Origin of the sequence: Poinsettia branch-inducing phytoplasma str. JR1 (genome assembly GCF_000309465.1) — a bacterium.
Classification (GTDB): Bacteria; Bacillota_I; Bacilli_A; order Acholeplasmatales; family Acholeplasmataceae; genus Phytoplasma; species Phytoplasma pruni.
Genome location: NZ_AKIK01000010.1, coordinates 1 through 1777 on the forward strand (window position 1 = coordinate 1; position 1777 = coordinate 1777).

Below are 1777 nucleotides of genomic sequence, written 5' to 3' on the forward strand. Positions count from 1 at the left end.
AATTAGATATCCTTTATGATGAAAAGATTGCATTAGTTAAACAAATTACTGAAATAAAAACTCAAATAGGAACATTAGAAATAAAACAAAAATCCTTAACTGAGCAACTACAAGGTGCTGAAAGATTGAAAAAAGATTTAATTGAAGGATTAAATAGTTTAGATAATAGATTTAAAGAATTATCAACTATCATAACTACTTACGATGAAAGAAAATCCCAAATCCAAAACAACATCAACCAAGTCAATGAAAAACTCGAAAAAATAGAGGCCGAACGAGAATTATATCAAGCTCTAAAAGAAAAATACCGTGCAATGCATAATCGTATGTTAACCTACGAAAAAGAAAACGAATCATCAGCTGGCAACATCGTCAAATGGGGATTCAAAGCCTTCGATAAAGCAACTGACTTAATCCCTGCTAAATACGGTATGAAAATCATAGGTAAATCAATTACTTTTACACGTAAATTCTCACAAGGGATGACGAAAGCCACTTTAATTCTTCACGAAGGACACCGTTTATGGCATATGTACAACGAAGTAGCAAATGAAAACAAAGAATCACTCCCAATGATTACCAAAGAAGCTTTAGAAATGTATACCAAAGACATCGATCGCGAACTAGCCAAACTCGAAGCTGACTACACAGACCAAGAAAAGAAATTAGAAGAATACAACACACGCAATAATAAAGAAAATATAACACAAAAATTATTACAACAAACCAAAAATATAAAATTAGAAAATAATTCTATGAAACAAGAAATACAAACTGTTATTGACGAATACACTAAAATCACCGAAGAATTAGAACTGAAAAGACAACAAATAACCGACGGAATCCAAAATGAACAACCAAAAATAATACAACAAGAACAACTAGAAATAAAATTAGAACCCATCAACGAAGAAATAAATACAATCAAAGAAGAACTAAAACTTCAAAACCCTAACTACGCAAAAGTCCAAAAAAGAATCAAACAAACTAATCAAAACAAAATCCCAGAATTAATTTCTATCCCAGCGTAAAAAAACTTTTTCTTTAAAATTAACACAATAAAAATGTATAATAGTAGTAATTAATTTTTTTAAAAGATAATATCAATTACTACTATTATCGGAAAGGATATTGAATAATGAATTTTTTTAAAAAATATTGGATTATTATTTTAATTATCACCGTTTTAGTTATTTCTTTTATTATTGGAATTTTTGAAGGTCTTTACGAAACCAAACAAGAACTGAAATCATTATCAAATTATCATGAAGAATTAGATAACAATCCAAAAATAAATCATCCACCAAGAACTAAACGCGAAATAGAAACTCCAAAACCTAAAATTAAAATAACACAAGAAAAATATGATAAAATTAAATCTTATATCTTATCAGAAAACGAAAACGAAGTTTTATCACTGAATGATCTTTCTCAAGAAGAAAAAACTGAAATTGAAAAAATAAAACAAGATTTAATTAATAATATGAAAGATAGCGAAAATGGCTAAAGTCTCAAATAGACAAATATCAAAAAGAATGCGATGATTATAATACAAAAATAAGCAAACTTAACCCCCAAAATGAATTTGATAAAATAAAAATAAAATCTTTAACCGAGCAACTACAAGGTGCTGAAAGATTGAAAAAAGATTTAATTGAAGGATTAAATAGTTTATTTACACAAAACAAAACATTCGCCCTATCCGACCTCAACTCCCTCTACGAAATCATCTAAATTTAAATAAATTATAAAAAAACCAAAGGAGCAAAATCAAAAT

1 protein-coding gene and 1 pseudogene are annotated in these 1777 nt (G+C 27.6%); both read left to right on the plus strand.

All coding sequences use genetic code 11. The features are described from left to right. A pseudogene (locus ON17_RS00430) lies at positions 1-1031 on the plus strand (DNA double-strand break repair protein Rad50); the annotation flags it as partial. 107 nt (positions 1032-1138) lie between these two features. Then, positions 1139-1507: a hypothetical protein gene (locus ON17_RS00435; RefSeq protein WP_017191502.1), complete on the plus strand. Its 369-nt coding sequence runs from the start codon at positions 1139-1141 to the stop codon at positions 1505-1507. The last annotated feature ends 270 nt before the right edge of the window (positions 1508-1777 follow it).